The sequence below is a fragment of the Paenibacillus sp. FSL F4-0087 genome, from assembly GCF_038020215.1.
GTDB classification, from domain to species: domain Bacteria; phylum Bacillota; class Bacilli; order Paenibacillales; family Paenibacillaceae; genus Paenibacillus; species Paenibacillus taichungensis.
The window spans coordinates 1,625,831-1,650,713 of record NZ_JBBODJ010000001.1 but is presented as its reverse complement, the minus strand read 5'-3'; the positions used below and the strand labels follow the sequence as shown (position 1 = coordinate 1,650,713).

19 protein-coding genes are annotated in these 24,883 nt (G+C 49.4%); 15 read left to right on the top strand and 4 right to left on the bottom strand.

Annotated elements, in window-relative coordinates; genetic code table 11:
* The first annotated feature begins 146 nt into the window (after positions 1-146).
* Together MHB84_RS07860 and MHB84_RS07855 are read left to right on the top strand one after the other, a co-directional pair.
* Positions 147-1,157: an AraC family transcriptional regulator gene (locus tag MHB84_RS07860; RefSeq protein ID WP_076290457.1), complete on the top strand. Its 1,011-nt coding sequence runs from the start codon at positions 147-149 to the stop codon at positions 1,155-1,157.
* Between the two features lie 178 nt (positions 1,158-1,335).
* Entirely contained in the window at positions 1,336-2,841 is a 1,506-nt protein-coding gene (locus MHB84_RS07855; RefSeq protein WP_076290293.1) for an alpha-glucosidase/alpha-galactosidase, read from the top strand.
* Between the two features lie 48 nt (positions 2,842-2,889).
* Here the strand turns inward: MHB84_RS07855 and MHB84_RS07850 are convergent, their stop codons facing one another.
* Positions 2,890-3,426 carry a hypothetical protein gene (locus MHB84_RS07850; RefSeq protein ID WP_143764767.1) on the bottom strand — a complete coding sequence of 179 codons (537 nt, stop codon included), beginning with the start codon at positions 3,424-3,426 and terminating at the stop codon, positions 2,890-2,892.
* Between the two features lie 330 nt (positions 3,427-3,756).
* On the opposite strand from MHB84_RS07850, the gene MHB84_RS07845 reads away from it, so the two are divergent.
* From MHB84_RS07845 to MHB84_RS07835, 3 genes are all read left to right on the top strand, one after another.
* Positions 3,757-4,527 (top strand): amino acid ABC transporter substrate-binding protein, encoded by a 771-nt coding sequence (locus MHB84_RS07845; protein WP_024628860.1) that lies wholly within the window; start codon positions 3,757-3,759, stop codon positions 4,525-4,527.
* A gap of 109 nt (positions 4,528-4,636) precedes the next feature.
* Positions 4,637-5,296: an amino acid ABC transporter permease gene (locus MHB84_RS07840; RefSeq protein WP_076290291.1), complete on the top strand. Its 660-nt coding sequence runs from the start codon at positions 4,637-4,639 to the stop codon at positions 5,294-5,296.
* A 62-nt stretch (positions 5,297-5,358) separates the two neighbouring features.
* A complete protein-coding gene (locus MHB84_RS07835) occupies positions 5,359-6,114 on the top strand; it encodes an amino acid ABC transporter ATP-binding protein (protein WP_076290290.1) in 756 nt (251 codons plus the stop codon).
* Between the two features lie 76 nt (positions 6,115-6,190).
* Here the strand turns inward: MHB84_RS07835 and MHB84_RS07830 are convergent, their stop codons facing one another.
* Positions 6,191-6,742 (bottom strand): hypothetical protein, encoded by a 552-nt coding sequence (locus MHB84_RS07830; RefSeq protein WP_076290289.1) that lies wholly within the window; start codon positions 6,740-6,742, stop codon positions 6,191-6,193.
* A 200-nt stretch (positions 6,743-6,942) separates the two neighbouring features.
* Here MHB84_RS07830 and MHB84_RS07825 point away from each other — a divergent pair, with 200 nt between their 5' ends.
* Entirely contained in the window at positions 6,943-7,260 is a 318-nt protein-coding gene (locus tag MHB84_RS07825; protein WP_076290456.1) for a DUF4190 domain-containing protein, read from the top strand.
* A 128-nt stretch (positions 7,261-7,388) separates the two neighbouring features.
* On the opposite strand, the gene MHB84_RS07820 is transcribed toward MHB84_RS07825, so the two are convergent.
* The gene (locus tag MHB84_RS07820) at positions 7,389-9,575 is read right to left on the bottom strand and encodes a YhgE/Pip domain-containing protein (protein WP_076290288.1); all 2,187 of its coding nucleotides are present in this window, start codon (positions 9,573-9,575) and stop codon (positions 7,389-7,391) included.
* 80 nt (positions 9,576-9,655) lie between these two features.
* Entirely contained in the window at positions 9,656-10,234 is a 579-nt protein-coding gene (locus tag MHB84_RS07815) for a TetR/AcrR family transcriptional regulator (protein ID WP_076290287.1), read from the bottom strand.
* A gap of 280 nt (positions 10,235-10,514) precedes the next feature.
* Between MHB84_RS07815 and MHB84_RS07810 the strand changes: the two genes are divergently transcribed.
* From MHB84_RS07810 to MHB84_RS07770, 9 genes are all read left to right on the top strand, one after another.
* Positions 10,515-10,724, top strand: coding sequence for a tautomerase family protein (locus tag MHB84_RS07810; protein ID WP_076290286.1), 210 nt, complete (start codon positions 10,515-10,517; stop codon positions 10,722-10,724).
* Between the two features lie 56 nt (positions 10,725-10,780).
* Positions 10,781-11,698: an ABC transporter permease gene (locus tag MHB84_RS07805; protein WP_076290455.1), complete on the top strand. Its 918-nt coding sequence runs from the start codon at positions 10,781-10,783 to the stop codon at positions 11,696-11,698.
* Positions 11,699-11,710: 12 nt separating this feature from the next.
* Positions 11,711-12,589, top strand: coding sequence for a carbohydrate ABC transporter permease (locus tag MHB84_RS07800; RefSeq protein ID WP_063567831.1), 879 nt, complete (start codon positions 11,711-11,713; stop codon positions 12,587-12,589).
* Positions 12,590-12,631: 42 nt separating this feature from the next.
* Positions 12,632-13,669 (top strand): response regulator transcription factor, encoded by a 1,038-nt coding sequence (locus MHB84_RS07795; protein ID WP_076290285.1) that lies wholly within the window; start codon positions 12,632-12,634, stop codon positions 13,667-13,669.
* Positions 13,666-15,504, top strand: a complete 1,839-nt coding sequence (locus MHB84_RS07790) for a cache domain-containing sensor histidine kinase (protein ID WP_076290284.1) — start codon at positions 13,666-13,668, stop codon at positions 15,502-15,504. Before MHB84_RS07795 ends, MHB84_RS07790 begins: the two co-directional genes overlap by 4 nt.
* Before the next feature lie 30 nt (positions 15,505-15,534).
* Positions 15,535-16,302, top strand: coding sequence for an SDR family NAD(P)-dependent oxidoreductase (locus tag MHB84_RS07785; protein ID WP_076290283.1), 768 nt, complete (start codon positions 15,535-15,537; stop codon positions 16,300-16,302).
* 34 nt (positions 16,303-16,336) lie between these two features.
* Positions 16,337-18,706: a DUF4962 domain-containing protein gene (locus MHB84_RS07780; RefSeq protein WP_076290282.1), complete on the top strand. Its 2,370-nt coding sequence runs from the start codon at positions 16,337-16,339 to the stop codon at positions 18,704-18,706.
* A gap of 135 nt (positions 18,707-18,841) precedes the next feature.
* Positions 18,842-20,392, top strand: coding sequence for an extracellular solute-binding protein (locus tag MHB84_RS07775; RefSeq protein ID WP_179087188.1), 1,551 nt, complete (start codon positions 18,842-18,844; stop codon positions 20,390-20,392).
* Between the two features lie 23 nt (positions 20,393-20,415).
* Positions 20,416-24,771 (top strand): alpha/beta hydrolase fold domain-containing protein, encoded by a 4,356-nt coding sequence (locus MHB84_RS07770; RefSeq protein WP_256716860.1) that lies wholly within the window; start codon positions 20,416-20,418, stop codon positions 24,769-24,771.
* Positions 24,772-24,883 lie beyond the last annotated feature (112 nt).

Genomic DNA, 24,883 nt, shown 5'->3' with positions numbered 1-24,883 from the left:
AATAAAATAAATTAGAATAATATCTAATTATATTATTATCTAATTTAAAATCGCAATGTTTTTTCTTTTGCACGGGTGAAATACATCACCCAGACTTGCTACAATGGAGAAAAGTGAGGATCGTTGCAGCAACGGAGGTGCAGGCATTGGAAGCAAAACATTGGACAGGCAGTCTGTTTCAGGAGAAACTGCGTACTGAGGACTATGGACCGCGTTTCTACGCGTATTATTACAAGCAATGGGACAACTACCAGATGTCCTATCATGATCATGATTCCACGGAGATCATGTACATTATTTCGGGAATGTGCCGGGTCGATGTGCAGATGCCGGATGGCAGTTCGGAACAGGCAGTATTGAAAAAAGGGCAGTTCATTCTGCTGGACGCGGGGGTTCCACACCGTCTGTTGGTGAAGGATGGCGTACCGTGCCGCATGCTCAATGTGGAATTTGGAGTTGCCCGTTCGGATCCAGGGCATCCATCCATTCGCCAGCTTGCGCTGGAAGAGGAAGAAGTCCATGCTTTTCTATCCCATGCCTCGCCTTATCTGGTTTTGCCTGACCCGGAAGAGGTGTACCACATTATGAAAAGCCTGGTGCTGGAACTGGATCAGCGTGGACTGATGGAGCAGGGACGATCTTCTGCACCCATGCGGATCATTCCGCCGGAGGAACGCTCGCATCATCGTGAAGCCCGTGATCTGAAGTCGCCTGAGCAAGGTACGCTGGTACGCACGTTGTTTATCCAACTGCTGGTTCGGGTCGCAAGACTACGCGGCGAATTCAACCGAAGTGCGCTGGATCAGACGGAGCTTTACGTGAAACGTACGATTGAATTCATGCATCACAATATGGATCGCAATATTCAAATGAAGGATATCGCAGCAGCGGTGAATCTGCATCCAGGCTATTTGCACCGTATTTTTCGCCAGCAGACGAAGCGCACGCCTACCGATTATCTCACGATGCTCCGAATGGAAAGAGCGAAGATGCTGCTACAACAGACCAATATTCCAATCTCTGAAATTTCCGATTACGTGGGCGTGGGGAGCAGACAATATTTTCATATGTTATTCAAGAAATATACAGGCCGAACTCCGGTTGAATGTCGTTCTTCAATGGAACGACATGTCAGTCATTATCCCGCTGAAGAATAAATCGTGCAGTTTATCTGGAAAGTACGGCGGTTGAAGCAAAAGTGAGGATTTTTGACATCCTCGCTGCGAAGAGGTCATGATTTTGATAACGCTTCCTTACAACCCGTTGCTACAATGATTTCATGAAGTGAGATCATTAACCGGGGCGAATATACTCGGATTACGGGAGGAACTGTGCATGTCGTTTAAAGTGGCATTTATCGGGGCGGGCAGTATCGGATTTACACGGGGGTTGCTGCGGGATTTGCTCGCGGTACCGGAATTCAACAATATTGAGATAGCGTTCTGTGATATCAATCAGCACAATCTGGACATGGTTACCGAGCTGTGTCAGCGCGATATTCGCGAGAATGGACTGAATATTCAGATTCAGCCGACAACAGACCGGAGAGAAGCGCTCAAGGATGCGAAGTATGTGCTGTGTACAATCCGTGTGGGAGGGTTGGAAGCTTTTGCAACCGATGTAGATATTCCGCTCAAATATGGGGTAGATCAATGTGTCGGCGATACATTGTGTGCAGGTGGGATTATGTACGGACAGCGTGGAATTGCCGAAATGCTCGACATCTGTAAAGATATTCGTGAACAAAGCACACCGGATGTGCTGCTCCTCAATTATTCCAACCCGATGGCTATGCTGACATGGGCCTGCAACAAGTATGGCGGTGTTCGCACGATTGGATTATGTCACGGGGTACAGCATGGGCATCACCAGATTGCGGAAGCGTTTGGACTGAAAATGAATGAAGTGGATATAGTATGTGCCGGAATTAATCATCAGACCTGGTACATCAAGGCATCCCATGAAGGTAAAGACCTTACGGGTGATTTGCTCGAAGCCTTCGAGAAACATCCAGAGTATAGCCGTACCGAGAAAGTGCGGATTGATATGCTGCGCCGATTTGGTTATTACAGTACGGAATCGAATGGTCACCTTAGCGAATATGTGCCTTGGTATCGCAAACGTCCGGAAGAGATCAAGGACTGGATTGATCTGGACAGCTGGATTAATGGCGAGACAGGTGGATATTTGCGTGTGTGTACTGAGGGCAGAAATTGGTTTGAGACAGATTTCCCGAACTGGATGAAGGATGAACCGATGCAATTTGTCCCGGAAAAACGAGGCGGAGAACATGGTTCCTACATTATAGAAGGGCTGGAAACGGGACGCGTATACCGCGGACACTTCAATACCGTCAATAACGGTGTGATCTCCAACCTGCCTGATGATGCGATCATTGAAGCACCGGGATATGTGGACCGTAATGGTATTTCGATGCCACATGTAGGCGACCTGCCACTCGGCCCGGCTGCCGTGTGTAATGTGAGCATTTCCGTACAACGACTTGCGGTGGAAGCTGCGGTACATGGTGACGACAAACTATTGCGTCAGGCGTTCATGATGGACCCACTCGTGGGTGCAGTATGTAATCCAAAAGAAATCTGGCAAATGGTCGACGAGATGTTGGTCGCCCAAGCCGAATGGTTGCCACAATATGGTGATGCGATTGCCGCTGCAGAAGCAAGACTTGCTGCGGGCAACCTGATTCCAACGAAGGAATATGAAGGTGCTGCACGTCTCAAAGTGAAAACCGTTGAGGAGATGCAGCAGGATCGCGATGCCGCCAACAAAAATGCGGGCGAATCGGATAAAGGGAAAGATCGCGAGAAAGTGCAGCAATAGAACAAAATGAGTAGGGCCTCTCCAAAATTGGAGGGGCCTTGTTTGCTTCTATTTTTTTTCGACACCACGGATTACGAAGGCAAAAGAGGTATCACCCAAGGAAACCTGCGAATTTTTTGGGGAAGACCAGCCGACAAAGGCTCCATAATAATGAGTACGTTTTTCCTGTGCAAACTGGAATGATCCTTCTCGCAAAGAGATGGGACGTGCCTCCCCGTTCACATATTCAACCAGAGTGAACTCGTTAGGTGGTACATCCGTACTCAAGTGAATAGATATGTTCTCGCCCACCAAAACCGAGACAGGTACTTTACCTTCAAGCAATTCCACATCACCTGCATAGTCAGCACACATACCTCCCCAGCAATAACTGCCCTGTATAGCAGGAATAGAGATGCCGCTTTCGCTCTGGATAGTTGGCGTAGGCAGTTCCTGAGCGTTCTCCTCTAGTGAACCCACTTCGGTTTCCTTTGTATTTGGCGATGGGAGAGAGGGAGGTTCGTTTGTTCCGTTACTTGGAGTAGGATTACAGCCGGATAATATCAGCAAAGTTGTAAGGAACACGAGTGAAGCCAACGTTCTCACAGTAATGAAGATTTTTATTTTATCCACCTCCCTAATATCTTCCAGACGAAGAACAAGATAAGAATGTTGCTCATTGTCATAAGCTTGTACAGAACTGAAGACGCTTCAGGAACCGGGGGAGTGGGATATATCGGTGCGTAAGAAGCTGGTAGAGCCTATGCAAGTGAAAGCAGCTTTTTCACAAATTGTTGACAATTAAGCTGGTTCTAAGATAAGGAAAAGGTAAGAGGCTCGACTCTTCTCCTATGCTATGTTATTATAAGACTCTGATAACGTGGTAACGAACTAAAGCGTTTGTGTTTTGGTTATAGACATGGAGGGGTTAGAGAGATGAGAAAACAAGCGATATTTCTATTATTGATCAGCATATGCATGATTGTTGTTGCGGGATGCTCCAGCTCGGGAAGCAAAGATGATAATGCCATTATTGTGGGGATAGATGATAAATTTGCTCCAATGGGCTTCCGGGATGACAAGAATGAAATTGTTGGTTTTGATATTGATTATGCCAGAGCGGCAGCGGAGAAAATGGGTAAAGAAATTACGTTCCAGCCCATTGATTGGTCTTCCAAAGAATCGGAGCTGAACAGCGGCCGAATCGACCTGATCTGGAACGGGTACACGATTACGGATGAGCGGAAAGATAAAGTGCTGTTCACGAAGCCGTATCTGGAGAACAGCCAGGTTGCAGTCACACTCGCGGACTCACCGATTACGAAGCTGGATGAACTGGATGGCAAAAATGTAGGATTGCAGGCCTTGTCCTCTGCGGCAGATGCACTCGCGGCAAGTCCTCTGAAGGATAAAGTGAATGCTTCCGAATTCCCGGACAATGTACTGGCCCTTACCGATCTCAAGACGAAACGTTTGGATGCTGTCATCATCGACGAAGTGGTCGCGAGATATTACATGTCCAAGGAAGAGGGAACGTTCAAACTGCTGGATGAATCCCTTGCTCCGGAACAATACGGCATTGGTGTGAAAAAAGGCAATGAAGAACTGCTGAATCAGCTGCAAAAAGCGTTGGATGAGCTGAATGCCGATGGCACAGCAGCCGAGATTTCCACCAAATGGTTTGGTGAAGATGAAGTTTTGAAATAGGATCAGGCCACTTGCCTGACATATGTAGTAAACAACATGACCCCGGATTCCAAAAAGGAGCAAGTCTCCTGCGGAATGCGGGGTTAACAGATTAGAGGAGCCGATTGCGATGAGCTGGGAGTATTTATTGGGCATCATGAAGCCCATGCTTGAAGGGGCACAGACCACGATCTTTTTATTTTTGTTGGCCATTATAGTGTCAGTACCACTTGGATTTGGAGTAACCTTATTGATGAAAAGCCGATTCAAGCCGTTGGCATGGATCGCTCATACGTACGTATATGTGATGCGGGGAACGCCGCTGATGCTTCAGCTGTTGTTCTTCTGCTTCGGTCTGCCGCTGCTTCCAGGCGTAGGAGAGTATCTTGTATTTGACCGCTTTACGGCGGCAGCACTAGCTTTTATTTTGAATTATGGTGCCTATTTTGCCGAGATTTTCAGAGGTGGATTGCTCTCGATTGATAAAGGACAACATGAAGCTGCACAGGTACTGGGTTTAAGCAAATGGCAGACAATGACGAAAGTCATCATCCCGCAGATGATCCGGGTTGTACTGCCTGCGACGGCGAACGAGTCCATTACGTTAATTAAAGATACGGCGCTGCTGTATGCCGTTGCTGTACCCGAGTTGCTCCATTATGCGCAGGCCGCAGTAAACCGGGATTTCCGTCTGACACCGTTTCTGATTGCAGGTATTATTTATTTGTTGCTGACCATGGTACTTACCTTGTTCTTCAAGGCACTGGAGAAACGTTATACATTTGAGTGAACGCGCACGGAACAGAAGTATATAAAGTTATCTAATCTCATCAATTAAAGGACTGTCTGCATATGACACATATTATAGAAGTAAATCAATTAAGAAAATCATTCGGTACACTTGATGTGCTGAAGCAGGTATCGTTCAACGTGGAGCCTGGTGAAGTCATTGCCGTAATCGGGCCTTCGGGTTCGGGTAAAAGTACGATGCTGCGCAGCCTGATTCATCTTGAGGATATTTCGGGTGGCACCATTCGCATCCAAGGCCAGGCGCTGGCTGAGAACGGATCGTATGCAGGTGCCGCGGATATTCGGAAGATTACGGATAGCATGGGCATGGTCTTTCAGCATTTCAACCTGTTTCCGCATCTGACGGTACAGGCGAATCTGGAACTGGCACCGAAGACGTTGAAAAAAGAAAGCTCAGCGATCATCCGGCAGCGCAGTTTGGAATTGCTCGGTAAAGTAGGGCTGTCTGACAAGGCGGATGCTTATCCCGCTAACCTGTCCGGTGGACAGAAACAGCGCGTAGCTATTGCACGCGCACTGATGATGCAGCCCGACATTCTGCTGTTCGACGAGCCGACCTCGGCACTCGATCCCGAGCTGACCGGAGAAGTGCTGCGTGTCATCAAGCAGCTGGCACAGGAGAATATGACGATGATGATCGTCACCCATGAGATGAGCTTTGCCCGCGATGTCGCTGACCGCGTCTTCTTCATGGATAACGGCGAAATCGCCGAGGCGGGTCCGCCGGAGCAGATCTTTGGCAATGCCAAGCTGGAGCGCACGCGCACGTTCTTGCAGCGGGTGGAAGTGGAAGGGTAAGCAAACATAGAAATTTTTATAATACGTGATGTTACATCCAAATGTAGCATCACGTATTTTTTTGAATAAGTTTCATTCAAGAGATGTAACCGTCAAATAGCCAATTTCCTTCTGGGGAACGGACAAAAGAGAACTCATATGCGATATTTCCTTCCGAACCCTTTGTCGTGATGTATTTGGCTATGAACAGCATGAAGTGGTCCGCATCCTTTTGGTCATAACCTCTAAATTCGAATTCATCCCACTGTATGCCTTTAAGGATATCGACTTCATAGGAGTGGCCTGCATTATAAATAATCATGGTACTGCTGTTTTTGGAAATAACTACATTGGGGGAAGATACGGACTCAATATACGCAATATCACCAGACTCCATGGCATCGATCAGTTTAAACGTCATGTTTAGAGTTTCTCTTAAATTGTCTCTGAGCTCCTCGCTATGTACGTTCTCTTGAAGTTGAATGATCTGTTCCTGAAGACGAGCGTTTTCTTCACGTAGTTCCTTGATAGTTTGGATATTTTCCTCATGAAGCTCTACCGACTTCAAAGCATCGGACGATTTATCCGTTTCACTACAACCCGTCATCAGAAAAGTAAGCGACAATAGAAAAGGCGCAAATTTATACATAATAAACCTCCTTATACTTAAAATAGAATATCATAATTCCTGTGTTCTTAAATGCTTCGTGTTTCCGGACAAATAAGTAAATAAATATAATAAAATCGGAATATTTACAAATAATGGAGCATGTTTTTCCAGTTAATCAAGTATAATAAGACTACTTAATAAACAGGGAGGATTTACCTTTGGATCAACGTCACAATGATATGGATCGTTATTATAGCGATCCGGTTCCGCCACCACCTTATGTAGTACCAAAAACCAATAGCAAGTCTATCGCAGCTCTTGTCTTGGGGATTTTGTCGCTCACCATACCATACTTGGGATTTTTTATTGGTATCGTAGCTATCATATTTGCGTCGCTGGCACTGAAAGAACTCAGAATTCGTATGGAACAGGGGAAAGGTTTGGCCATTGCGGGTCTCGTCTGTGGGATTATTGGGACGGCTCTCTATGCTATTCTCATTATAGTTGTACTGCTATTTACTTTTGTGGTAAGTACCAATGTTACTTCTACATACTAAGTGTTTGAGCAGTTTACTACCTCTTTTTCTTCATGATCAAAAAAAGCAAGGCCGTGTATAAGCAAACACCCGCTGTTATTGAGGCGAGGGCGTTGCTTACAACAGGCCTTGCTTTTTATGTTTCCATCCTACACGTGAAGCACTGCTTCACTATTTATTTCTTCGACCTCATTTGTGCGATGCATCATGAAATAGGCAAAGGTAGCCGCCAGACCAATCACCGCAAAGATGCACAGAATTCCGATCTGATCCCATCCCACACTGAACTGTCCACTCGAAATAACCGCTTTATACCCGGTTACCGAATAGGTCATTGGCAGCCATGGATTGAAACCTTTCAGCCAATTTGGAATGAGCTCCAACGGGAACGTACCTGCACTGGTGGTCAATTGGAAGATTAACATGAGGATCGCCAGGAAGCGGCCGGGATTCTCCAACCAAGTAACCAGAGCCTGAATGATGTACATGAAGGTCAGGCTGGTAACGAAACTGAATAAAAGGAACAAAGGCACGCTTTGAACTTCCAGTCCCAAGCCAGACAAGACAAGCCAGGAAGCGAGCAGGGACTGCACGGCACTCATGATCGTGAAAGCCAGCGTTCTGCTCACAAAACGATTCCAGCCACTCGCATCGGTAACCGAGCTGCTGCGAGTTGGTACAACCAGCGTTGCAATCAATGCCCCGACAAACAGTCCCAATGACAGGAAGTATGGCGAAAATCCTGTACCATAGTTGGGCACTTCATTGTGTTTATGTTCATCCACCTGAACAGGCTCTGCATACATCGTTACGAGCTCATCCGTCTTTTTCACACTACCTGTTTGATCGGCGGCATCATTCAGCTTGGTGGCTAGCTCACCAGAGCCGTCGCTCAACTTGGCAGTACCTTCTTTTAAATCTCCTGCGCCGTTATCAAGCTTGCGGGAACCATCGGCAATGGTGGTGATCCCATCTGAAAGTTGGTTCAACCCATCAACCAGTTTCCCTGCACCTGCGTTTAATTGACTCGAACCCTCTGAAAGTTTGGCTCCGCCAGCTTCAGCCTCAGACAACTTGGCGTTGAACTGCTGGAGGCCAGTCGCAAGCTGTACCTGCCCAGCGGACAATTGCGATGCTCCTTCTAGAAGCTGCTTCTCACCCTGCACTAACTGGCTGCTGCCTTGATGCAGCTGCTGCTGCGCAGCTTGCAGGTTTTGGCTGCCCTCAAGCAATTGCTGTCCACCTTGATATACCTGTTCGCTACCAGCGGCAACAGCCTGGCTTGCTGCCAGCAACTGTTGTACAGCCGGGTTAGCAGCTAATTCTGGACTGGCTTCAGCTAATTGGGCAAGACCTTGCGCAACGGCCTTGGCACCTTCACTTACTTTGCCACTGCCGCCGACTGAAGTCTGCAATCCCGCGGTCAGCTTGGCGCTGCCATCCTCAGTTGCTGCCAAGCCAGCATCCAATTGGGCGGCTCCTTCCTGAGCAGATTGAATCCCAACCTGTAACTTTTTGCCGCCAGCTTCAGCCTGTGCTGCTCCGTCACCAAGCTTCGTACCTGCTGCCGCCAATTGGGACAAACCCTTGGAAAGGGAGCTGGCTCCTGTATGAAGCTCATTAATACCCTGAGCTAAGGTGTTCGTGCCTTCTTTTAACGGGGTAATGCCTGTTTCGAGTTTGTTGGTTCCATCGGCCAGTTTGGATAGGTTCTCTTTCAGCTTGGAGGCACCTTCATCCAGCTTAACCGCACCCTCGTTGATCTGACCTGCGCCGTCTCCGGCATCTGCCAAACCGCTAGAGATTTTCTCTACCTGATCCAGCAGGGTTTCCGTATATGATTCCGTCACTTTCGCAGAGACTTTGGATTTGATCTGTTTGACCGCTGTCCCGCCAATCTGACCCGCTAGGAAGTTGTATCCTTCATTGGGTTCATAGATCAGCTCTGCCGGTTGTGGATGGTCATCCATCAGAGTAGTTGCTTTCTCGGAAAAATCCTCCGGAATAACAATCGTCATGTAATATGTGTTGTCTTCCAAGCCTTGCTCGGCTTCTTCTCGGGTCACAAATTGCCAGTTGAAGTCATCACTTTTTTTCAATTCATCGACCAGATTCTGTCCGACTTCCAGCGATTTGTCATTGTAGGTTGCCCCCTGATCCGTGTTGACCACGGCAACAGGCAGTTCATTCATTTTGCCATAAGGGTCCCAGAACGCATTGAGGAACAGACCGCTATACAGTACCGGAATGAACAGCACCACGAGAATCGGAATAAATACTTTTGGTTTCTTGAAGGCAGATTTCAAATCCTGCCCAAATACAGTGAATGATTTCATCATGTTCTCTCCCCATCATTACGCTACTCTGTTGCTATATCTATCTCTAATTGATAAAGGATTCATATTCACATCTTTCTTTATGTAGGGGATAATCCACTTTTGAGAAAGAGGCCCACGAAATCCTTGATCTGATCCTTGTGCAGCGAAGGATGCGCTTTGTTCCAATCGGAAGTTAAGGTGACATACAACTTCAGCAGGACAAAAGAGACCAGTCTGGGATCGTCCACGCGAATCTGCTCTAGTTCCATAGCGCGCTGAACTTGACGTTCTAAATATTCGAGAATGGCTGTCTCTACTTTCTGCAAACCTTCTTTCGCCTGAGGCGTGCCGAACTCGTTCACCTCCTGAAACAGCTTGATTAACAACTCATGTTCCTCTCTATACTCCAGTAAGGCGTCCATGCTCTGGTGTACGTTCTCAAGAAATGGTTTGTCGTCCTGCACAGTTTGCTCTGTAATCCGCTTCATATCAGTAATGATCGAGTGGAGGATCTCTCCGAACAGTTCTTCCTTGTTCTCGAAAAAAGTATAGATCGTACCTTTGCCCACATTAGCCAGTCTTGCAACTTGCTCCATTGTAGTGGCTTTGTATCCAAACAACGCGAACGATTTCTCAGCAGAGTCCATGACCTGCTGCCTTCGATCGATAGTTTTCATGGCATATGCACCTCCTGATCGTATGCAATGATAAAAGACAACTCAGAGTTGACCGGATTACTTATTTGGTCAATTGGTCGTAAACAAATGTATCATTGAATGGGGAGGAAGGAAGTGATGTTTGTCATAAGCCCATCCGAAATATTAGCCCTCCACCATCATCCCCACCTAAAGAAAACACAAGTGAACGAAAAGACAGTCCATTGTTGCTCTCTCACAGGAACGCTAAGATGAAGTTGTTGAAGCGTTTACATTATATGGTGAAGGGAGCTTAACTCGGATGCCAGAAATTACGATCAGGCTGTATGAAGGCAGGACGAATGAGCAAAAGCAGGAGATAGTGGAGGTGTTCACACGCGAGCTCTCGCGTATTATCGACCGGGAGCCAGATTATATTTCCGTTGAATTCAATGAAATCCCATGGGATGAGAACGTTCCTGATAATTTGAAAGCCATGCAATCACAGAAGCAAGGAGGGGAGAAGACGTGAAGCCGGCGGATATTGCGCCGCCAAGCCGGGGAACAGCCAGACTTAACTCGTCTGGTCTGGGCACTCGGCTCGGAGATGCAGGACGTTATCTGTGGCGGTACCGGATACTATATCTGCTCTCCGTACCGGGCATTCTGTATTTTTTTCTTTTCAAATATGTGCCTCTGTTCGGCTCGATCATTGCTTTTCAGAACTACAACATTTTCAAAGGCATTACCGGAAGTGATTGGGTAGGCCTGGAGCATTTCCAGAAGATGTTCAGCCATTATGACTTTTTACGAATTCTCAACAACACACTTCTGCTCGGACTATATGATCTGGTGATTGCATTCCCGGTTCCGATCTTACTGGCCATTCTGCTGAATGAAGTACGCATGATTGTGTTTAAGCGATTGCTGCAAACGATTGTTTACATGCCTCACTTCCTGTCCTGGGTCGTCATTAGTGGTATCTTCATGGGTATTTTCTCGATGGATGCCGGGGTGGTGAACAAGGCACTTGGATTTCTGGGCATGCAACCGGTCTACTTTCTTGGAGAAGACTCGTACATTCGTTCCATTCTGATCGGTTCGGGGATCTGGCGCGACTCCGGTTACGGAACGATTATTTTCCTGGCTGCCATTGCAGGCATTAATCCCGATCTGTATGAGGCGGCAGAGGTAGATGGAGCCGGACGTTTGAAGCAAATATGGTCGATAACTCTGCCATCATTACTGCCGACGATTATGATCCTGCTGCTGCTGCACATCGGGAAGTTCCTCGATTTGGGCTTTGAGCGTGTGTTCGTATTCCTGAATCCGCTCAATCTGGGATCGGGCGAAATTCTCGATACGTATATTTACAAAGCTGGCCTGCTCTCACAGCAATACAGCTATACAACGGCTATCGGGTTGTTCAAGTCGGTCGTGGGTTTGATGCTTGTTCTACTCGGTAATTTCTTCAGCAAAAAAACAACCGGCGAAAGCCTGTATTAGGAGGCGAGATAGATGCGTACCCCCAGTGTCCGTTACCGTATATTCCGCATTGGAAATCTCGTTTTTCTTACGCTGCTCTCGTTGACGATGATTCTGCCTTTCATTAATGTGCTGGCTCAATCTCTTAGCAGCTCGGAAGCGATCATGGGTGGAAAGGTCAGCTTCTGGCCTGTTGCTTTTACCTGGATCAATTATGAATATGTATTCGGCGATGCTTCGTTCTGGCGGGCATTTGCGGTATCGGTTGGGGTGACGTTGTTCGGGACGCTGGTCAATCTCGCTGCAACGGCATCGCTGGCGTATCCCGTTTCCCGTCCAGAGTACAAGGGGCGCTCCCTGGTTGTCATGTTTGTCCTGGTGACCGTTGTGTTCTCGGCGCCGCTCATTCCGAACTTCATCTTGATGAAGGAACTGCATCTGGTCAACAATCCGCTGGTTCTGATTGTGCCAGGAGCGATTAATGCCTTTAACTTTTTCGTCATGCGCTCTTTCTTTGCACAGCTGCCGGGTGAACTGATCGATGCTGCCCGCATCGATGGCTGTGGGGAATTCGGCATCATCTGGCGTATCGTCATCCCATTGTCCAAACCAGCCATGGCATCACTCGGCATTTTCTATGCGGTGGGCCACTGGAATGCCTATTCCACCGCGCTTTATTATCTGAATGATCCGGCCTGGTGGCCGATCCAGGTAACACTCAAGAAGCTGTTTGAGAGTGACGATATTTCCGTCGATCCAGGTTCTGCCGTCTATAGCACTCTTGCACATACATCGCCGGAAGGCATCAAAATGGCAACCATTATCATCGCCACCTTGCCGATCATTATCATTTACCCTTTCCTGCAAAAGCATTTTGTAAAAGGAATCATGGTCGGCTCCGTCAAATCTTAAGTACAAGAAGCATACAGATCTGACGGAAACGGGGGAATGGCGATGTTCAGAATCTTGATTACGGACGATGAACCGATGATTCGGATGGGTCTGGCAAAAATGATCAAGCAAGCGGGACTGTTCGACTGTGAGATTCGGCAGGCTGCGCATGGGGAAGAGGCCCTTCAGGTGGTAGAGGCCTTTCGGCCACACATCCTGTTTACGGATATCCGCATGCCGACGATGGATGGTATTGAGCTGTGCCGACGTTTATCCGAGCAAGGAAGTACGATGCGCATTATTGTGGTTTCCGGTTATTCGGACTTTGAATATGCAAGAGCTTGTATGGATTATGGGGTAAAGCGATATCTGCTAAAGCCTGTGGGACGACAGGAGCTTCATGAACTGCTGCTCAAATTGCTGGCCACCGAGGAGGATAAACCTACGGTTTCTCTTGTACCCGTGAGGGAGCTGAATGATTGGGCGATGCGTCTGGAAGAGGCCATATGGGAGTTACGGCAGTCCGATGTAACGGAGCTGCTCGCAGCTTGGTCTGGTCGTTATCCGGCATATTCCTTAATGCCTGAGCAGACAGCGGAGCTTTTTCAGGAATTGCTGGAATTGATTGTAGCCCGGATGAACGCACGTGGCAACGGAACGATGAGTACATCCTGCGAGATTAATGAAAGCGCTTCCTCAAAAGAGTGCTTCGAGGCTTTGGGCAACGAGATCCACACGTTAATGAAGACGATCAAGGAAAAGCGCAGTGGCAAGCGCAAACATCCGGTGGAAGAAGCAAAAGCCTATCTGGAGAAGCACTTGCGCCGCGAAGTCTCGCTGGACGAGATTGCTGCCAAGCTGGGCCTTAACCCGTCCTACTTTAGCCAGCTGTTCAAGCAGACGACAGGCCAGACCTTTATCCAATACCGGATACGCAGCAAAATGGAACTGGCCAAACGCATGCTGGAACAGCCGGGCAACCGGATTACGGATATTTCCTATGAAGTGGGATATGCGGACCATCCCCATTTTACGAAAACATTCAAGAAAATTACCGGACTGACACCGTCCGAATACCGCAGCAAGTTGGGCATTGAATGATGAAGCGCAGCCTGTCCATCCGCCTGTTCTTTCATTTTGCCGTCGTGATTACGTTGTCTCTGTCCGCCATTGGCTTGTTTACCTATACCTATGCCTCGACTGAAATGAATGACCAGCTTGCGGACAACATCGCCCAAACGATGCGCAATACGGCGTACCAGACTGATCTGTATTTGCAAAATTATGATCGTGCAACCTACTCCATCCTCTCGAACGGAAGTGTGAAGCACTTTCTCGATATGAATTCGGAGGACAGTTATGCCTATTACGAGTACAGCCGTCAGATTAAGACGAACGTGTTCCCGCCTGTTTTTATGTTATACCCACAGATCAAGTTCCTATATGTTATTGGGGAAAACGGGCGTGTTGTCATTGATGACAACCAGAATTCAGCCGGCATACCGGATATCGACGCAGCACAGCAGTATAAGGAGTTGCTGGCTGAAACTCCTGCAAATGGCGAATCGACATTGCTTACCCGGAGTATTCGCAGTGGACAGAGTGCCAATGTGATTACGATTGCGCGCCGGATTAGAGGGGTGTCCTCCTATACGCCTAACGGAGTACTGGCGATGGAAGTAAATGTGCTGGAGCTTGACAAAATATGGGGAGAACTCGACCTCGGTCAAGGTGGGTATCAGTATGTGATGGATCAGAACGGAACTGTAATCTACACACCCGGGGATGAAGAGGCGCAGACAGCGATGCCGTCCAACACTGTGAACAGGCTTATGCACATGGAGGCAGGATCACTGGAACAGAACACGGATGGCACCAAACGGCTGCTCATATCGGAGCTTTCGGCATATTCGGGATGGCGCTTTGTCGCTTCCGTACCGCTATCGGAGCTGCAAAGACCGATTGCAACGATTCGTTCGGCCACCTTATGGGTTGGTGCAGGGACCTTGCTCGCTGCGCTTGTCGTGGCCTACCGGATCGGAGCATCTCAAGTGGAACCCATTCGTGTGCTGATGAACGGAATGAGACAGACGGAGAAGGGAATCTGGAACAAGGTGGAGATGAAGGAAAGGCGCGATGAAATTGGTGTGCTGATCCGCAGCTATAATCTGATGGTCAGCCGCCTGTCGGACATGATTGAGAGTGTATACGAGTCGGAGCTGCGCCGCCAGAAGTCAGAAATCGAGCTTCAGCAGGAGGCGCTGGAACGGCACCGTGCGGAATTTCAGGCGCTTCAGTTGCAGATCAATCCGCATTTTCTCTACAACACCCTGGAAACGATCAAATGTTATGCCGTCGTACAGGACTCCGAAGAAATTGCACAGATGGTGGAATCGATGGCTCATATGCTCCGTTATTCCATTCAGACCAATCTGGAGGAAATTACGGTTGCCAATGAGTTGAAGCATGTGCTGGCCTACCTTTCCATCATGAAACATCGCATGGATCGGGAGCTTGAAGTTGAGGTCATCATTGCACCGGATCTGTTGTTGGAAAAAATGGTTCGACTCACTCTTCAGCCACTGGTCGAAAATGTGCTACAACACGCATTTCCACGAGGCATGGAGCCCGGTCACTTTATCCGTATCGATGCTCGGCGCCTGGAAGATCGCTTTCTTGTCATCGTCCAGGATAATGGTATGGGCATGAGCGAGGAACGCCTGGAGAAGCTGCGTGACCGTCTGGAATTGAATCGTCTGGCAGGCGAAGATTCCGATGATGTATACCATCGCGGAGGCATCGGACTCATGAATGTTCATCGCCGGATTCAGCTGGTATTTGGAGAAACATATGGCTTGATGATTGAGAGTGAGCAAGGCTTGGGAACGACCATTACGATGGCGCTTCCCGCAGATCAGCATAGCAAGCGGATTTAATTAAATCTATAAAAGGGAGGAAGATAGAACATGAATATCAACTTGCAGAACAAAATTGCGCTGGTTACCGGCTCCAGCGGAGGAATTGGTGCTGCCATTGCTGGGGCATTGGCACGTTGCGGAGCAAAGGTGGCTGTGAATGGCCTGCATAATATGGATCGGGCGGAGGAGGTCGTTGCCGCCATCCGGAATGCTGGCGGTGAATCAGCTGCATTTCAGGCAGATGTGACCGATACGAATGCCATAGAATCGATGGTTGGGGATATCACACTCCGCTTCGGCGGTCCGATTGATCTGTTGATTAATAATGCAGGGCATCTGGTGGAACGGAGCCCCATTGAAACGATGAGCGAGGAGCTTTACAGCCGGATTATGGATGTCAATCTGAAGAGCGCCGTATTTGTATCCAAAGCGGTCATTCCTGGCATGAGGGCGGCTGGAGGCGGCCGAATTATCAATCTGACCTCGGTAGCGGCTCATAATGGAGGCGGCCCGGGTGCAGCTATTTACGCAGCCTCCAAGGCGGCCATCATTGCGTTAACCAAAGGGCTTGCCAAAGAACTGGCTCCAGGCGGGATTACGGTCAATGCCCTTTCACCGGGCTTCATTGGGCAAACGGCATTCCATGCTACGTTCACCTCGGCGGAAGGCCGAACTTCTGCCGTAAGCAGCATTCCGCTTGGACGGGAAGGGACACCCGATGATGTCGCAGGAGCGGCGCTGTACCTGTGTTCCGAGCTGGGTTCTTTTATAACGGGAGAAACGATTGAAATCAATGGCGGAATGTACATGCGTTGATGCAACACCATTGCGATAAGGAGGGGACGATACGATGGAAGTGAAGCGGAAGCTTGCAGAAAGACCGTTGTACCAACCAATCAGCGGGCCGTTCCATGTGGACTACGCTCCTGATGAACATACCGTTCTGGCAGAAAATCCGCCGAGATTTACCTGGATGGCGGCGCAGCAAGAGGATGAGAATGCTTATCTGCTGCAGGTGTCGGTGGGGCCTTCTTTTGAGGAAGAAGAGACGATGACCTTTGCGCCGCTCCCGTATAACTTTTTCACGCCTGACCGGGTGCTGCAACCTAGGGAGTATTATTGGCGATATGCGCTGCTTGTAGATCAACCAGTGCAGCAAGATAGCGAAGTCAAAGCGGACGCCGTGCTGGGTAAGCAGCAGGAAATTTCGGCATGGAGTGAGGTGAGGCGGTTTACGGTACCAGCGGGATTGCCAGAGACACCGTTACCTTCTCGAGCTCAGCGGTATGTTGCCACGGACACGTCTCACCCTCGGCTTTGGCTCGGAGAGAGTGGGCTAAGGACACTTGCGGATGGTATTGCATCAGATGCTACATATTGCGGCTGGGATGTGTTTATGGAGAAATCTGTGGAACCGTGGGCCAACCGCGAGCTGATCAGCGAACCGATGCCTTACCCGGAGAACAAACGTGTCGCTCCGCTCTGGAGGCAAATGTACATTGACTGTCAGAAAACGTTATATGCGATTCGTCATCTCAGCATCGCTGGGCGGGTGCTACGTGACGAACGGTTGCTTGGAGCAGCCAAAACCTGGCTATTGCATGTGGCGGCTTGGGATACGGAGGGAACGACCTCCCGTGATTATAACGATGAGGCGGCTTTTCGGGTCGCCGCCGCGCTCGCTTGGGGCTATGATTGGCTGCATGATGAGTTGACCAGTGATGAGCAAGAGGTGGTAAGGCGCAGCTTGCTGCGGCGGACAGAACAGGTGGCCCAGCATGTGATGGTTCGCTCGAAAATCCATCATGTGCCTTATGACAGCCATGCCGTGCGTTCATTATCCTCCGTGCTTGTGCCCTGCTGTATGGCCTTGTTGCATGAGGAGCAGCAGGCTGCAGAGTGGCTGGATTATGCGATCGATTATTATGCCTGTCTGTACTCCCCTTGGGGAGGAAGTGATGGAGGTTGGGCCGAAGGTCCAATGTATTGGACAACAGGCATGGCCTATGTGACCGAAGCGATGAATTTGTTGCGAAACTATGCGGGCATCGACTTCTTCCGTCGGCCGTTCTTCCAGCGTACCGGGGATTTTCCACTCTATGTGTACCCGCCCGATGCTCGTCGCGCCAGCTTTGGAGATCAGTCTACGCTGGGTGACCCGGTAAACTTGAAAACAGGCTATCTTGTCCGCCAACTGGCAGGTGTTACAGGCAACCGCTGGTACCAGTGGTACTTTGAGCGTGTTCGCCAATCCGATCCGGGGACAGAGGGAGCTTTTTATAACTACGGTTGGTGGGACTTTAACTTTGACGATCTGGTATACCGCCACGATTATCCGCAGGTGGAGGAAGAGTCGCCTGTGGACATCGAGCCACTTAAGTGGTTCCGTGATGTGGGGTGGGTAGCCATGCATCACCGGATGGACGATCCGGATGAGCATGTTATGCTGCTGCTCAAGTCGAGCCGTTATGGCTCCATCAGCCACAGTCATGCGGATCAGAACAGCTTTACCCTGCATGCATTCGGTGAGCCGCTCGCGGCGGATACGGGCTATTATATCGCGCACGGCAGCTCCTTTCATCGGGAATGGCGCAGGCAGACTCGCTCCAAAAACAACCTGCTGATTGGTGGAACAGGTCAGTATGCTGAGAACAACAAGGTGCTGAATATGGCCGCAACTGGGCAGATCGAAGAGGCCTATTGGCGGGACGGCGATGGCTATGTGCGCGCGGTAGCGACCGATGCCTATGCCAGCACCGTGCCCCATGTGAAGCGTGTTATACGGGAGATTCATTTTCTGCAATCATCCTATTTCGTCATTGTGGACCACATTGACCTGGAAAAGCCGGACAGCGTTCAATGGCTATTCCATGCACTGCACCCGCTACAGCTGAAAGGGCAGAGCTTCCGTCTGAACGGTAATAAGGCGGGGCTTGAGGGCACGTTTGTATATGCATCCTCCGGTGAGTTGTCGCTCAGCCAGACGGATCAATTCGCAGAGGTGGACCCGAAAGAGTACGAAGGGCTGGAAAGACATTATCATCTGAGCGCAGAAACGCGCCCTGCTTCAAGCCATAGAATTGTAACGCTGCTGGTACCATATAAGATCGAGGAGCCGAAGTATGTCCCCTATTTCATTGATGACCAGGATCACGGCATCCATCTCTATTTTACCGACAACGGTGTAACGAAGAAGATCGAGGTATCCAAGACGTACTAGGGAGTGCTGACCTAAAGAAAACGCAATCTCATCTAAAACATCCCCATTGTTGCAGGCGGTGGGGATGTTTTAACATCTATTTGAAAGCGCTTCATCAACGAGTGGTACCTAAATCAGGATGAAAAGAGGGGTAGCATGAAAAAGTGGATGGTCTCAGGCATGGCGCTATTGCTGGCGGCAGCTGTCATGACGGGGTGCAACAAAGGCAGCGGAGCGGCATCCGGTGAGGGCGGGGGAGACGGCAAAACAAAATTCTCCATTTCACTACGTACGCTGGCGTATACGTATGTGGAGAAGTCACCAGACATTAACAAGGATCAATGGGTGAAGAAACTCGAGGATCTGACGAATACCGATCTGAAAATTGTCCTGGTGCCCCATAAGGAATATGAACAGAAAATGGTTCAGATGTTTGCCACCAATGATATTCCTGACGTGGTGCAGGGTGACGGAGGCGTCAACGGCAAAGAGATGGCCGGCTCGGTCGAAGCTGGAGTATTTCAGCCGCTGGATGAACTGTTGCAGCAGTACGGGCAAGATTTGCTCAAAGCCGTACCGAAGGAAGCCTGGGACCAGGTAACTCATGACGGCCATATCTATGCCATCCCCGAATATTTATCCAATCCATCCCGCCGGGCAACCTGGATTCGCAAGGATCTGCTGGATCAAACGGGACTACCGGTGCCTACTACGGTTGAGGAAACGATGGACGTCTTGCGCGCCTTCAAGAAGCTCGGCGTGGAGAATCCATATATGGGGCGTGAGGATTTCAAATATGCAGATACCTTTTTCGGTGCCTATGACGTACAGCAATTCCTGTCCATGATGGAGCAGCAGGGCGACCAGGTTGTACCGAAGTTCATGGATAACGAGAATATGCAGCAAGCCCTCACTGTCTATAAGACGATGTACGAGGAAGGGCTGATCAACAAAGAGTTCGCGACCATCAATTCCACCGTATTCAAAAACACGATTCTCTCTGGCAAGGCGGGCATGTGGTCCATGAACGCCAACGAACTGATCCAATGGGAGAAGCAGATTAAAGCGTCGGTTCCCGATGCTAAAATCGAGATTATTCCTTCCCCTGTCGGCCCCGACGGAAAGGGCGGTTATTATTTGTACGGTCCGGTGACACGTGCCTATTTTATTAATAAGGATGCAGCTGATCCGGCTTCCATTATCCGTTTCTTTAACTGGATGGTGTCTGACGAAGCCGAAAAGTTTTTCACATACGGCACAGAAGGAGAGACCTATACAGAGGATAATGGCGTGATTTCATACACAGCGCCAACAGACTCTGCTGGTGTGGACGAAGAGCGTTACCGTCAGTCGTTCTTATGGTTCGTACAGGACACAACGTACAATAAAGGCTCGTTATCGCTGACAGAGGAAGGCAGAAAGCTGATGAATATTTACGATACCATCTTAGCCAAAGAAGGTCGGGATGGCATCAACTTTGATCCGCGTTTGGAAGCTTTTGTACAGAATCCCGATATTGCTCCCAATTCGGATACACCTCCTCAAGTATTGCTCACACACATGATCAAGATGGTTTATGGTAAGGAGCCAATTTCCGATTGGCCGAAAGTGGTAGAAGAATGGAAATCCAAGGGCGGCGATCGGGCAATCGAGGAAGCCACGGAGAAATTTAAAAAAGGTGAAGGCGTGTCGGCACCGCGTCGCTAACTAAGCGGGATGGAACCAGTGTAGTGAGTCAGCTGAATACGGAGGGGATACAAGTGAATGACGTGTTCAAAACGTGGAAGAAGCGTGTTGTACTTGTTGCCATGTCTGTCATACTCATTAGCGGTATTACCGTTCCCGTGCATGAAGTCCGGGCGATGGAAGACGCTGATCCTAGCTCTATTTTCAATGCTACACAGGAAGAAAATATCCCAGATCCGGAGGGCCCAGAGCTGGAGATTTACGCGGAAAACTTTGATGATCCGGACAATTTTGGCTCTACAGGCGGAATTGCATTGAGAGCTCCCTGGCTGCAGGAAGGGGGAGGTGGAAGTAAGGCCAAAACATCGTCTTCCACAACCGCCCCCTCGTTGCCCAACATGATCAAGATTGACGGAACAGATGCACTTGCGCTGCCACTTGATCTGACTGGATACGGAAATATTCGGCTGAGCTACTACACACGTGCGTCGTCCTATATAAGCGGAAGCATCATTATCGAATGGTCGAAGGATGGAGGCAGTTCCTGGGCAACGCTGGAGACATTTGAACTTCCCCCAGGCACTCCTGACGTGAAGAACAAGGAAGGGAATACGCTAAAAAGCTGGACGCTGGGTTCGGAAGCGAACAATAACAGCACAGTGAAAATTCGTTTTCGGACAGGAGATGCCATGCAGGCCAACATGTATATTGACAATGTTGCCATTTACGGTCAGGCTATTCCCGGTATAACGCCTGCCCCATCCCCAGTGCCGCCTGGAGAGGAGAATACTGAATTTACGCCACCACAAGGAGTGACTTTATACGAGGATGTGGAGATTGGCACGGCTGGTGGGCGAGCAATCTATTCATCCATTGCTGTTCCCGAGACAGCGGCAGCTGAACCGATGCCGGTCATGGTCTATATCCATGGAGGTGGATGGAATCACGGGGACCGGAAGCAGGCATTGAACTCCATATGCAATTATGTACTTAAACGCGGTTATATCGGTGTATCTCTGGACTACCGGCTGACGCCTGAGGCGCCGTTCCCTGCCCAGATTCAGGATGTAAAGCTCGCTATCCGATATTTGCGGGCCCATGCAGCCCAGTACAATCTGGACCCGAGTCGCATCGGCGTTTGGGGATCATCTGCGGGCGGCCATCTGGCTGCATTACTCGGCACAACAGGAGACATGGTCGCTGGTGACACTGTAGAGCTCGATACAGGGGTGACGGTAGATGTACCTGATCTTGAAGGTTCTGGCGGATGGCCTGAGTATTCCGACAAAGTGCAGGCGGTCGCCGACTGGTACGGACCCGCTGATTTTACGACGACATTTGCCAATAACTATAGCTCGGTCACAGCTCTGCTTGGCGGGCATCGTGCGTTCGATGTTCCGGAGCAGGCCAGACTTGCCATGCCGGGCACGTATGCTTCACCGGATGATCCACCGTTCTGGATTCGGCACGGTGATGCTGATGCCACCATTCCTTACACCGACAGTGTTACTTTCGCGGGACAGCTCCAATCTGCGGGTGTCTCGATTGTGGATATGAAAGTCGTACCCGGTCAGGGTCATGGATTTACAGGAACGGCTTCCGAGGTTGCCAATGCGGAGGCATGGACCTTCCTTGATGAACATGTGAAGAACCGGATTGTTACGGAGCCCATTATTTTCAAAAACAATCCCGAAGACACTTCGCCTGGAGATCAAGAAGAGGAAGAAGAAAAACCGTTGATTGAAAAGGTCATCGCCAGCAAACTGCCAAGCGACGATGCGGCGATTGACAGCAGCAAGCCGGATCTGAATTTTAATCAGGCCACGGGCTCCAGCACCGGATTACTAAGCATCTCTTCCACTTTATCGACCAAGAAATATGTATATTTCAAATTTGATATGTCCGGAAATGAGCCAGAAGGAGATCGGTATCGGCTACGGATTGCCGCCAAGAAAGGCACATCGAATATCGATACAGAGTTGTCTCTTTACGGTTTGGATGAAACAGACTGGAGCGAATCATCGTTAACCTGGTCGAATGCTCCGGTCCAAAGTCTCAGCGAAAGTTCGCTGCTTGGCAAATTCCAGGTCACGGCAGATCGTAATGGAAGCCCAGCCGTCTATGAAGTGGATGTAACCGATTATGTGAAGAGTCGTTCAGATGCGGGGCAGGTTGCATTTTTGCTCGCAGATGCGGAATCAACAGGTGTTTCCGTGAACGTATACACCAAGGAAGCCAACGGAACGAGTAATCCGCGTCCACAGTTATCGGTCATTGCTTCAATCGAAGAAGGCAGTGACACGCAGTCACCAGAATGGGAGCAGGGAGCTATACTTGAGATTCGAAACTGGGGAACGGATTTTACGGAACTGAGATGGCCAGCGGCCAGCGATGATACAGCTGTATCTGCCTACCGGATTTATCGGGATGGAGTTTTGCTGGCTGAACAAGGCAAACAGTCATTTCGTGACAGCGGACTTGCAGCCGGAACATCGTACACGTTTCAAGTGAGGGCGATTGATGAAGCCGGCAACGTCAGCAGTGCTTTATCAACCGATATAACCACCCTTGCCTTTCCGGTATCATCCTTGCCTGTTGCTTTCGTCTCGGCAAGCGGTAGCGATGGCAACCTGGCGACCAATACCATCGACAATAACAGTTATACACGCTGGTCTGTTGCCGGAGAGGGGCAATGGATCACGTTTGATCTGGGTCAGGCTCAGCAAGTGGGCTATGTTGGGATTGGTTTTTACAAAGGGGATGTCAGGAAGACCTTTTTTGAGGTAGAAACGTCTGTTGACGGGAATCATTGGACCCAGGTATTCAATGGCGAAAGCAGTGGGGATACAACAGAAATGCAGGCATTTGATATCCCGGACACTTCTGCACGTTATGTACGGATCACTGGGCATGGCAATTCTGATTCCAGTATTTATACGAGTCTGACCGATGTGCATCTGTATGCCCCTTATGCAGGGGGAGGAACGCCTGTTGCCCTGATTCCGTACATTGAGCCCCAACCACCTGAAGGGACGGTGCCCTTTATCGCCCCAGGTCTGACGGAGGCAGATGGAACACCGCATACTATCCATTCTCCTCATGCTGTAACCGGACGTACGATTGATGTACGGGATTACGGAGCAGATCTGGCTGATAATACGAGTGATGATCGACCTGCAATACAGGCCGCCATTGATGAAGCTAACGTTGGTGATGAAGTGTTTTTGCCTAATGGAGTGTACAATTTGTTGTCCGGGCCGGATGGAACCACCAACCTGATCCTCAAATCCGGGGTGAACCTGAGAGGAGAGAGCAGTGGAGGAACCGTGCTCAAGACATCGCTGGATCAGGTGACGGGCAGCGCCGTCCTGAAAGCATCGGCTCAGCACAGCATTCTCGTATCCAACATGACCATAACATCATCCTGGTCTGGCAGCTACACAACCGATCACAAATCCAACAATCCCTCCGCAGGGGGGCCGGATAGCATGATCCACATCGCCAACTATGGTGAGGGACCATCGTATGACATTACGATCGACGGTGTAATTGTGGAGAAATTCAAACGAATGGCTATCCGCATCGAACACAGCCGAGATGTCGTTGTGAAGCATGCAACATTCCGTAATGCAACAGATCTGGGCCCTGGGGGTTCAGGCTACGGAATTTCCATTCAGGGAACGGCCAAGACCGATCGGCTCGGCTTTGACAATGATACGATATGGAATGTGGTGGAGAACAGTACGTTTGAGGGACCTTATCTCAGACATGGAGCGTTGATCCAGTTTGTTGCCCATAACAACGTACTGCGTGGCAATACATTTAACGGAACAAAGCTGGATGCTATTGATCTTCATGGTGAACTGGAGTATTTGAATGAAATCTCAGGCAATTTCATTACCGATGTGCTGACAGGCGCAGGGATCGGACTTGGCAATACAGGGGGTTCAGCACCCAGCAACCACAGCAAGTCGGGCAAAGGGAACTACATTCATGACAACACGATCACAAACAGCCAAATCGGCATTTCGGTAACCATGGGCACCCCGGATACATTAATCGAGAATAATCTCATCGAGAGTACAACCACGATTGCCGATGCGGCAGGAATCAAAGTGCTGAACGGACCGGGTACAGTAATACGCGGCAATGTGATCCGTAACAATACTGCCAGCGGCTACTGGGGCGTGCGGCTTGAGCGCGACAAAGGCGATGCTGGAGCGGGCAATATTGGCGAAGGAAACCCGGAGAATGTGTTGATTGAAAATAACCGAATCGAAGGTAACACGAATGGAATCGGACTCTTTGCCGGAGTCGGCATTCGAATGAAGGCCAACATTCTTAACAATGTGAATGAGGACTACTACAAAGCAGCAGGTGTTACCGTTACCGAGCTATAAAGGATCAGAACAAGTAGCCTGGCAGGCGTCTATATAAGTTGAAGCTCAATTTTACACTTAAACGGAGAGTGCAGAACCAATTTGAAGAAGCGAAGCGTTCGCCTTTATCACC

Bases quoted from the DNA above. Each gene is read 5' to 3' on its own strand.
- MHB84_RS07855 (WP_076290293.1), top strand. From the start codon at position 1,336: ATGTCGTTTAAAGTGGCATTTATCGGGGCGGGCAGTATCGGATTTACA.
- MHB84_RS07845 (WP_024628860.1), top strand. From the start codon at position 3,757: ATGAGAAAACAAGCGATATTTCTATTATTGATCAGCATATGCATGATT.
- MHB84_RS07840 (WP_076290291.1), top strand. From the start codon at position 4,637: ATGAGCTGGGAGTATTTATTGGGCATCATGAAGCCCATGCTTGAAGGG.
- MHB84_RS07835 (WP_076290290.1), top strand. From the start codon at position 5,359: ATGACACATATTATAGAAGTAAATCAATTAAGAAAATCATTCGGTACA.
- MHB84_RS07830 (WP_076290289.1), bottom strand. From the start codon at position 6,742: ATGTATAAATTTGCGCCTTTTCTATTGTCGCTTACTTTTCTGATGACG.
- MHB84_RS07825 (WP_076290456.1), top strand. From the start codon at position 6,943: ATGGATCGTTATTATAGCGATCCGGTTCCGCCACCACCTTATGTAGTA.
- MHB84_RS07820 (WP_076290288.1), bottom strand. From the start codon at position 9,575: ATGAAATCATTCACTGTATTTGGGCAGGATTTGAAATCTGCCTTCAAG.
- MHB84_RS07815 (WP_076290287.1), bottom strand. From the start codon at position 10,234: ATGAAAACTATCGATCGAAGGCAGCAGGTCATGGACTCTGCTGAGAAA.
- MHB84_RS07810 (WP_076290286.1), top strand. From the start codon at position 10,515: ATGCCAGAAATTACGATCAGGCTGTATGAAGGCAGGACGAATGAGCAA.
- MHB84_RS07800 (WP_063567831.1), top strand. From the start codon at position 11,711: ATGCGTACCCCCAGTGTCCGTTACCGTATATTCCGCATTGGAAATCTC.
- MHB84_RS07795 (WP_076290285.1), top strand. From the start codon at position 12,632: ATGTTCAGAATCTTGATTACGGACGATGAACCGATGATTCGGATGGGT.
- MHB84_RS07790 (WP_076290284.1), top strand. From the start codon at position 13,666: ATGATGAAGCGCAGCCTGTCCATCCGCCTGTTCTTTCATTTTGCCGTC.
- MHB84_RS07785 (WP_076290283.1), top strand. From the start codon at position 15,535: ATGAATATCAACTTGCAGAACAAAATTGCGCTGGTTACCGGCTCCAGC.
- MHB84_RS07780 (WP_076290282.1), top strand. From the start codon at position 16,337: ATGGAAGTGAAGCGGAAGCTTGCAGAAAGACCGTTGTACCAACCAATC.
- MHB84_RS07775 (WP_179087188.1), top strand. From the start codon at position 18,842: ATGAAAAAGTGGATGGTCTCAGGCATGGCGCTATTGCTGGCGGCAGCT.